Source organism: Catenibacterium faecis (assembly GCF_014306455.1).
GTDB classification, from domain to species: domain Bacteria; phylum Bacillota_I; class Bacilli_A; order Erysipelotrichales; family Coprobacillaceae; genus Catenibacterium; species Catenibacterium mitsuoka_A.
Window position 1 is genome coordinate 25,714 of the sequence record NZ_JACRWG010000022.1, and the last position, 9,925, is coordinate 35,638.

The 9,925-nt window shown below is 34.4% G+C and carries 7 protein-coding genes and 1 pseudogene; 2 read left to right on the forward strand and 6 right to left on the reverse strand.

The window, feature by feature from the left end; genetic code table 11:
* Nucleotides 1-58: 58 nt before the first annotated feature.
* Genes H8909_RS06515 through H8909_RS06535 form a run of 5 tightly spaced genes read right to left on the reverse strand, consistent with a single transcriptional unit; the run spans nt 59 to nt 7,351 of the window.
* A complete protein-coding gene (locus H8909_RS06515; RefSeq protein ID WP_117459248.1) occupies nt 59-514 on the reverse strand; it encodes a hypothetical protein in 456 nt (151 codons plus the stop codon).
* A complete protein-coding gene (locus H8909_RS06520; RefSeq protein ID WP_187012242.1) occupies nt 504-1,679 on the reverse strand; it encodes an AI-2E family transporter in 1,176 nt (391 codons plus the stop codon). Before H8909_RS06520 ends, H8909_RS06515 begins: the two co-directional genes overlap by 11 nt.
* Nucleotides 1,680-1,688: 9 nt before the next feature.
* A complete protein-coding gene (gene cls / locus H8909_RS06525) occupies nt 1,689-3,221 on the reverse strand; it encodes a cardiolipin synthase (RefSeq protein WP_187012243.1) in 1,533 nt (510 codons plus the stop codon).
* A gap of 42 nt (nt 3,222-3,263) precedes the next feature.
* Nucleotides 3,264-4,319, reverse strand: coding sequence for a class I SAM-dependent methyltransferase (locus tag H8909_RS06530; protein WP_187012244.1), 1,056 nt, complete (start codon nt 4,317-4,319; stop codon nt 3,264-3,266).
* 11 nt (nt 4,320-4,330) lie between these two features.
* Nucleotides 4,331-7,351 (reverse strand): Ig-like domain-containing protein, encoded by a 3,021-nt coding sequence (locus H8909_RS06535; RefSeq protein ID WP_187012245.1) that lies wholly within the window; start codon nt 7,349-7,351, stop codon nt 4,331-4,333.
* A gap of 123 nt (nt 7,352-7,474) precedes the next feature.
* On the opposite strand from H8909_RS06535, the gene H8909_RS06540 reads away from it, so the two are divergent.
* Nucleotides 7,475-7,921 carry a hypothetical protein gene (locus H8909_RS06540; protein ID WP_187012246.1) on the forward strand — a complete coding sequence of 149 codons (447 nt, stop codon included), beginning with the start codon at nt 7,475-7,477 and terminating at the stop codon, nt 7,919-7,921.
* A gap of 55 nt (nt 7,922-7,976) precedes the next feature.
* Here H8909_RS06540 and H8909_RS06545 read toward each other — a convergent pair whose 3' ends face one another.
* The gene (locus H8909_RS06545; protein WP_187012247.1) at nt 7,977-9,317 is read right to left on the reverse strand and encodes an MATE family efflux transporter; all 1,341 of its coding nucleotides are present in this window, start codon (nt 9,315-9,317) and stop codon (nt 7,977-7,979) included.
* 168 nt (nt 9,318-9,485) lie between these two features.
* On the opposite strand from H8909_RS06545, the pseudogene H8909_RS13875 reads away from it, so the two are divergent.
* Nucleotides 9,486-9,731 (forward strand): annotated as a pseudogene (locus H8909_RS13875) (IS1634 family transposase); the annotation flags it as partial.
* Nucleotides 9,732-9,925: the final 194 nt, after the last annotated feature.

The following is a 9,925-nucleotide window of genomic DNA, read 5'->3' on the forward strand; positions in this document are numbered from 1 at the left end:
TTTTTACTAACGCTTACAAAAGCATTGATATATACGCTATTTTTTTGATAATAATTTTTTATAATTGTATAAATCCGACACCTAAAACAGAACCACAATTCCATTCTTTTGTATGTCCAGGGTGTTTAAAAGCTAATGCAAGATTACCCATTTCATAGACCATTACGCCACCTTCTGGGATATCTACAACTTCTACATGATCTAATATTTCAGGACCAAACACCTTTTCATCACTATATACTGCTGCCTGCATATTTGTGATTGTCAGAAGTTTGCCTTTCACCATAAAAGAAAATTTATAAACATTCTGAGAACCTTCTAAAGGAATCTTTTCGACAAGAATCTTATCAGGATCAACGCCTAATGTTTCAAAGATACGAGACTGCTGGAAAGACATTGCTTTCTTTAGTTCTTCGTTTAATTGTTTCTCTTTAGAATAATCATTTTTACTATAGTCATGCTGTGTTGCATTGACATCTACATCTAACATCCATGGATCAAATCTAAATTCCATTTTCTTTCTCCTCTACTAATTCATTTTTTGTTTCTGAACGATATTCTACTAATCTTTCAAACCAGATCTTACATAATGCACCTACTGGTACAGAAACGAGCATTCCTAAGAATCCACCAATCATACTACCGAAAATAAGTGATACGATAACAAGTACAGGATGAATATCAATACTTGCACTAAGTAATCTTGGGTTAATAATATTACCGTCTACACCCTGAATAATAAGTAACGCAATCAAAGCTCTTAAGGCCATATGTAAATCAGCTGTCACAAGACCAATAATTGCTATAGAACCATATCCAAGGAATGGTCCTACATAAGGTATTAGATTACCTATACCAACTAATAATGCAATCACAATCCAGAATTTAACATGTAAGAAGCCAAATGCAACACTTACCATAACAAACATAAGAAAAGCATCAATCACCTGACCACGTACATAACCAGAGAATACACCTTCAATATCAATTAATAATTGATGAATAACAGTGTCTACTTTTCTACTTGTAAAAGCTTTAATACTCTTACTCCAATAATTCCATAATTTTTCTCCATCAAGCATAAAATAAATCGCAAAAATAATAGAGAATAGTAAATTAGTGAAGAAGTCTGATACTTTAGTGATACCGCCTAGAAGATTACTTGTAACACTATCAACTGCTGTCTTTAAGAACTGCTGTACTTGTACTGTAGAAATACTCATGGATTTAAGCTGTACGATGATTGCATCATAAATCGCATTCACATTCTTTGCGACAATACGTAAGAAATCACTCATATCCTTAAACTGTGTGACTGCAAGTTCTTTACCAATACTTTTAATCACAAAAGTAGATAATAACGCAAAAACAAATAATACAATTAAAGAAGTAATCGCAACAGATAACTGATGACTTAACTTCTTCTTTTCTTTAAAATAAGAAATATTTCTAAGAGATGATTCTACCTTTTCTACAACCGGCTTTAATAAATAGGCAATCACAAAGCCAATGAGTAATGGCGTAAATACCTGGCTTAAAAATCCCAATCCTTTCTTAAGAAACGAAAGAATGTCTGAGATGTTACTTCCTGCTGCAATCACAAGATAGATTGCAATGACAGTAAGTACTACATAAATAGATATCTGCGTATATTTTCTATTAGGTTTAAAATGAAACATAATACCTCCCTACATAAGAGGGCTAAAGAAACGTAAGATACATCTCCATCCTCTTAATACAACACTTGTATTTATATACTTCTCTGATACATCCTGACTTATTTCAAATAGTTCATCAAAGTCTTCTCTTAATTCTTTGACTGCATGATTATGTGTAAACCAGCATCCATTTTCAAAGTGTAGATAAAGACTTCTAAAGTCAAAATTAATTGTACCAACAACACCGACCTGATCATCAACTAGACATTGTTTTGAATGTATAAATCCAGGAGTATATTCATAAACATGAATACCTGCCTGCACAAGATGTGAATAATAGCTTCTAGTCACTGCAAAGACAACTGCTTTATCAGGAATACCTGGTGTAATAATTCTTACATCAACACCTCTTTTTGATGCAAGAATTAGTTCTCTTTGCATTTCGTCACTTAATATCAGATATGGTGTAGTGATATAGATATGATCAACAGCATGTTTAATCATATTTAAATAGACATTCTCACCTGTTTCTTCATCATCTAAAGGAGTATCTGAGTAAGGGATGATATATCCTTCACCTGATACTTTATGACCTTTTAAATAAAGTGTGAGGTCTTCATAATCTTCTTTACTTGATGTCTGCCACATCTCAAAGAATATCTTTGTGAGAGAGTCTACTGCATCACCCTCTAATCTTACTCCAGAGTCCTTCCATAGTCCATAAGGATGTGTGTAATTGAAGTATTCATCTGCAAGATTATAACCACCAGTATAGCCTATTAGACCATCTATGACAGTAATCTTACGATGATCACGATTGTTCATAAAGGGATTTAAAACAGGAAAGATAGGGTTAAATACACGACACTGTATACCTTCTTCATGAAGACGTGCTCTAAACTTATTATTAATAAATCCTACACTTCCCATATCATCATAAAAGACTCTGACATCCACGCCCTGTTTAACTTTTTCTACAAGGATATCTTCTATCTGTCTCCATGCTTTTGAATCTTCTATCGCATGATATTCCATGAATATGAATTCTTTAGCGTTATTTAAGTCATGTAGTTGTGCTTCCAATGCATCATTTGTGGAACTATAGAATTTTATCTTTGTATGATTAAAAGTAGGAAAACCTAAAGATTGTAGATAATAAGCTTCTGTGGCATGAAGAGGATCATTCTGTTGAAGTTCTTCATAACCTTGTGTTTCAATCTTATAACTATTGAGATCATCATTTACTTTATTGAACTTCTTCTGTACTGTCTTCAACAATGAAGGTCTACCAAACAAGATATATATAGCTAAACCAAAGACAGGAAAGATGAGAATCAAAACAATCCAAGATAGCTTAAAAGCACTATTATCCGGTCTTCCATAAATACGTAGTACGCATATAAACGCAATTATACTCATGATTGTATCAAAAGCTGCATAGTATTCAGAAAGATGTATCGCAAGATTCACAATCATAAATACCTGAATAATAATCAGAAATGCAGCAATTATTACTCTTACAACACTATTTTTTACATCATTTTTATGCTCATATGTATTCATATAAACCCCCTATTAAAAAAGGCTTTCAATTAAGAAAGCCTATTAGAAATTCTTCTTTGCGACAACCAAGAAACGATATGTTGTCAACTGGAAATATGTATTCTGTTTAATCTGATCTAATGCATTCATATAGAAGCTCTTATATTGTGCGACATTTTCAGCCACTTCTGGAGCCACCTTACGGAAGTAAGTCTGTATTTGACGAAGATTATGGAAACGAATGTATCCTTTGTCTTCTTTAGTTTCTACAACTTCAAATCCTGCTTCAGCAAGAGTCATTGCACAGCTGTTCATATCCCATACACCTCTCATCTTAAAAGGCATATACATAGATAAGAATTCATGAAGGTTTTCACTACCATTCTGATTCACAATGAAAGTACCATTTGGTTTAAGTACACGTAATACTTCATTCTTATCATAGTTAGAGAATTGATCCATTAATACATCGATACGTTCATCCTTAAATGGAAGCAGGTTAGATTCTGTCAATTTAGTTGCCTTAACAGGTAATCCTTCTAGAGTTGCTTCTACTTCACTTGTTTCAGTATAAGGTTCAATATCAAATGTTGCTGCAGGATAATCTTTATAATCCTTTACAAACTGTCCTTTATCCACCGTCATAAAAGCTAAATGATCTTCTGGATGAACATAGCTCTTAGTAATAGCGACTTCATCATAAAGTGGTGCAGAGACTTCATAACCATAGTCTTCTTCATCTCCACGTTTTAATTCTTCAATTTCTTTCATTAAATGTGTAGCTGATTGAATCTGCTGACGACATCTGAACTTACCATACTTAATAATAATAAATTGTACGATTGCATCCGCAATCACACCACATGCCACAAAGATAATGAGTTCTAAGAACCACTGTGCTGACATGAATGGTGCATCTGTACCACCAATCATATAACAGATAATACATAATACAACCATGCTTGCTGTTCCTGTATAGTTGAAAGGACGATTGAATTGTTCAAACCACACTAAGTTATTCACTCTTAATGCACGTTTACGGCTGATTTCAAAGTAAATCAGCTGGAATATTAACATCAATCCAACAAACGTTAGTAAAGTTGCGAGTAAAATTGCCATAGAATTCCCCCTTATTTGATCTTCTGACCTGTAAGAGTATAGTATTGATCTCCAATTGTGAAATAGCCTTCATCATGAAGAACGATTTCTTTTTCAATAGAGTAAATTTCCTTCATATCATTATCTACATCATAGATATAAGAACGTCCATTCTTTTCTAATGCGAGATATGGATGTCCATCAAAGACAATTGCTGCCTTTTCAGGAATCTTTGTATAAACATCTGAAAGTGCTTCTTTTCCATTACAGTCATAGACCTTAAATTGGCCATTCTTATTATATGCTGCATAATATGAATTGCCGATGAATTCTAAACGTGGATATGATGATTTTAATACATTTTCACCTTCCGCATTAATTAATTCATACTTACCATTTTTAAGCTGTACAATAGCACACTTGTTTTCATCATACTGATTGGCTTCCTGATAATAAGGACTGACCTTCTTACCATTAAAGTCATAATAAGCATAACCTTTACCTTTTACGAATCCTGGATAACGAGACACTGATAATTCATATGCATATGGATAAACCTGTACATTCTTTAATTCACTTGTCTTCTTACCGTTATAGACTGTATGAGGTCCATAGGCAATCTTCTTATTTCTAGAAATGAAATGTGTATTGTCTTTAAAGTTAGAGTTTGTAGGAACAATCTCTCCATTTCTATAAAGACTGACAGTATCATCTGCAGTTAATACGATATTGTTTTTGTCTGTAATCTGTGCACCTGTTAATGCATAATCATTTGAATAAATCTTAGTACCAATTACAGCTAATGTATTCTGGTTATCTGCATCATATAAAATAGCCTGATTCTTACGTGATGCAAGAATAGAATAATTACCTACTTCCTTAATAGAAGACTTCTTACCATTTTTGAAATAAACATTAATAGAATCTTCAAAACCTACAATAGACGCATCATCAATGCTAGAAGCATAATAAACCTTCTTCTTACCAGCATATAGAGTCTTTCCATTATTTACAACCTTATAAGTCTTACCCTTTACGATAACAGGTAAATCAGTCTTTAATAAACCACTCTTAGTAGATGATTTATAAAGAACCTTACCCTTTGTATTAAGTACTTCAATACCACCTAAAGAAATATCTGCTGCTCTTGTTTTAGTTTCTGTTTCCGGATTTCTTATAACAGTTACTTCACTTGTATGCTTCTTCTTACCTACAGTTGCAGTAATAGTTACTTTACCTGTTCTTATACCATATACAGTACCATTTTCTACAGTCGCAATATTTAAATCGCTTGAATCCCATTTAACCTCTTCAGGATTTACATTAGTCACAGAAAGCTGACCCTGTCCACCTTTAATAACAGTCATTTCCTTCTGATCAATCACTTTAATAAGCTTATGAACTGTAACATCACATGTATAATCCTTCTTATCAATCGTTGCAGTAATAGTCACTTTTCCTGCTTTATTTGCATGAATTGCACCATTATCTACAGTCGCAATTGTCTTATCAGAAGTTGTCCATTTAACCTTCTGATTTTCATAGTTGTTAATAGAAAGACCATAATCAGATTCTTCATCCATCTCAATCTTAGTTTCACTTAAAGAAAGAGGCTTAGCCTTAACAGTAATTTTAGCCTTAGCTTTTTGATTACCAGCCTGAACAGTAATAGTAGCCTTACCAGGTTTTACACCTGCAATCTCTCCAGTATCCGGTGCTACAATGACAACCTGATCATTACTTGTAGTCCATACTGCCTGATCTTCATCCTTCTTATTTAATACCTGTAAGAAGATATGCTGATCCTTTTCAATAGTAGTCTTAGAAGGATTAATCTTAATCTGTCTCTTCTTTACTGTAATAGTAGCTTTATATTTCTTCTTGCCTACCTTTGCAGTAATAACAGCTTTACCCTTCTTTAAACCTGTTACTTCACCAAATTCATTCACTGAAGCAATTTTTTTCTTATTAGAACTCCATTGTACAACTTCTTCTGGATTCTTCTTATCTAATACATTTAATACAACCTTCTGTTCAGTTAAAAGAGTCACCTTAGTCTGATCAAGTCTCTGTGTTCTCTTCTTTACAGTCACCTTAGATTTAACTGTCTGACCATTACTTGTTGCCTTGATAGTCGCTTTACCTGGATTAATAGCCCAGATATGTCCATCAGCAACAGTCACTACATTCGCATTACTTGTTTCCCACTTAATATCAGGATATGCATTTTCAATACCGTACTGACCTTCTTCACCTGTATAAAGTGTTGCTTCATTTTGAGAAATCTTTAAAGTCTTACGTTTTACTTTAATCTTACACTTTAAAGTATCATCCCCTACTTTTGCGATTATTGTAGTCTTACCAGGCTTTAATCCCTGAATGACACCATTTTCTACAGTCGCAATCTTAGGATCCTTAGACTTCCATTCAATTGTACGTGCACCAAAATCATTCACTGTAAGTGTAGCAGGTTCTGATGTATATACATCTAAAGATTCCTGAGAAAGATATGGATGTAATGCTTCTACCTTAATCACACAAGTCACTGATGCATTATCTTTAGTTGCAGTAAGTGTTGCAGTACCTGCATGTTTTGCATAAACATAGCCTTCCTGATTAATATCAATGACATCATTATCATTTGTAGACCATACAACAGCATCATTCGCAAATACCTGTGTTAAAGTATTTTCTGTCATATTAAGAGAAGATGCACTTAAATAAAGTCCAGTCTGTGGCTGAGATTCACCTACAAGCATATTACCTTGTGTCTTTAAGCTTGTATAACGTCCTGGTTTAATAATTGTTTTACCTGTATTAGAAATATAACCAGTCTGATCACTCTCATTAGTCACTAAATATCCACCTTCAAAAGGTGTATATGTCTTATACATATCTTTGGTATAACGCTGCCCCTTAGTATTATAAAGAGCATATAAACTATTCTTTCCTTCTTTCATGAAAAAAGTCTTCTTAATCTCATGATTATCAGATGATGATCCACAGCCACTTAATATTAATGCAGCAGCCAGGATTCCTATTACCTTCTTCATAATCTGCCTCCTTGTTTTTTTTACAACATCATTATAACATAATTCTTTACGTAAAAAAAATGAGAGATAATCTCTCATTTTAGAATCTTTCTGAAGCGGTAATTTACACGGGAGTTTGACACATTGAAATCCAAAAAAGTATCGCAAAGCCTTGACTGTTTCAGAGCTATGAAAATAGACTTTGAAGCCAGACCCGTTTACTTAAACCATGAAGATCGGATTAAAGCTCATTTTCTCGTCTGCTTTCTTGCTCTGTTACATTTCCGGTTATTAAACCGCTCCTTGAAAGGGACTTATACCACAGAACAATTACTTCACACTTTAAAAGACATAAGTTTTACGGAGATAGAAGAACAGGGCTTCATGCCGGTATATGAACGTCAGGAAATCACTGATGATATCCATGAAACCTGCGGATTCGAAACGGACCATCAATTCATAACAAAACGGAAAACGAAGGGAATTCAGAAAAAAGTAAGCGGAGATAAAACATTACTATATTTCGTGTATACAGATAAAAGTGCCACCCCCCCTTGTAAATACAAGGGATTGTGGCGCTTTTTTAACTAATCACCTATCAAAGATAAGTTTATATAGAGAAATAGCTGTTTTGTCAAATTATATATCAAATTGAATCCACCTTATCAATCGGCCATGATTTTCTGAGTGCTGCATAAGAAATCAAAAAGTTTGCGAGCCAACCAGCCGGTACAGCAAGCCAGATAAATGCAATACCAAAACGAGGGGCACAGATTAAGGCAACTGACAATCTTATTGCAAGGTTTACCATATTTGCAATAAGAAATGGTCGCATGATTCCAAGCCCACGAAGGACTCCATCTGTTGCCATCTTGATACCCATGAAAATGAAAAAGTAGCCTAGCCATCTCATATAATCCCCTGATACCTGATAAGCTAAAGCAGTTCCGTCTTTTCCTAAGAATAACGAAGAAATTTGCGTATGCAATGTCTCAATAACTATAAAAGCAAGAACTGCAAAACATAAATCTAACACCAATGCAGCATAATATCCTTTTTTGATACGTTCGTTTTTCTTTGCACCAAGATTTTGGGAAACATACGGTGAAACTGCATTTCCAATAGATACAAATATCAGTGAAAATACATTCTCTACTCTCATCGTTGCCGAATAACCCGCTAGTGCCTGTGTACCAAATGGATTTACAACCGCCTGTACAATCATCATCCCAATTGACACTGTAGACTGCTGAAGAACCGAAGGTACAGCAATTCGAAGCACTGAACGTAACTCCTGACCGTCAAACCAGCTAAAGTGACTTTTATATCGGCGCATCCGACTAAAGAAAATAAAAAGTGAAAATACTGCAGAAATTCCTTGTGCAATAAGAGTCGCAAGGGCTGCACCAAACACACCAAGACCAAGTCCAGCCACCATCCAAAGGTCCATAAATATATTTAAAACCGAAGAAAATATTAAAAGACCTAACGGAATCTTTGATTCACCAATTGAAGTGAACATCGTTGAAAGGATATTGTACATAAACAGAAACGGAAATCCCACAAAATAAACTCGAAGGTACAATACCGCTTCATCCAATATATCAGCAGGTGTCTGTAATAAACTCATCATTGGGTGGGAAAAGCAAAATCCAAACAGACCTAGAAGTATACTTAGAATCAGAAAACTAATTAATGATGTCGACACAATCGTTTTCATTTTGTCATAATCCCGGGCACCAAAATAACGGCTTACAAAAACCCCTGCACCTACACCTGCACCCAATGCTACACAAATGAATACATTCGTAAGTGCGGCGCAGGCACCAACTGCAGCAAGTGCAGATGAACCAACAAACTGACCAACAATAATAGAATCAGCCATATTATATACTTGCTGAAAAAAACTGCCTAGAATCATAGGCATTGCAAAAACAGTCAGTGCTTTAAGAGGCGCATCTGTAATTAAATATTCATCTTTTGACATTATCTTATTCTCCTTCTATGGAGATTAATTTTATATCTTCAAAATACAAAATGCAAATGTTGTTATAGACAATCATACATAAGATTATTATGTATATGCTAGAGATTGGTCCAGTGTTTCTACCCGGGAGTTTGACATATTGAAATCCAAAAAATACCGCAAAGCCTTGACTGTTTCAGAACTATGAAAACAGACTTTGAAGCCAGACCTGTTTGCTTAAACCGTGAAGATCGGATTAAAGCTCATTTTCTCACCTGCTTTCTTGCTCTGTTACATTTCCGGTTATTAAATCACTCCTTAGAAGAACAGGGCTACATGCCGATATATGAACGTCAGGAAATCACTGATTATCTCCATGAAACCTGCGGATTCAGAATGGACTATCAATTCATCACAAATTACGTAAAAAAATGAGAGATAATCTCTCATTTTAGAATCTTTCTGAAGCGATAATTTACATTCTGATTATTCGCAAGGAACAGCACCGTTAATCGCATAAAGTGCACCACCTATATCACCAACTGCACCACTAGTCTAAAAATCAGAATATACACAACTGCACCACCTCATGGGTGGTCTTTTTGTACTATCATGATATTGGAGACAAT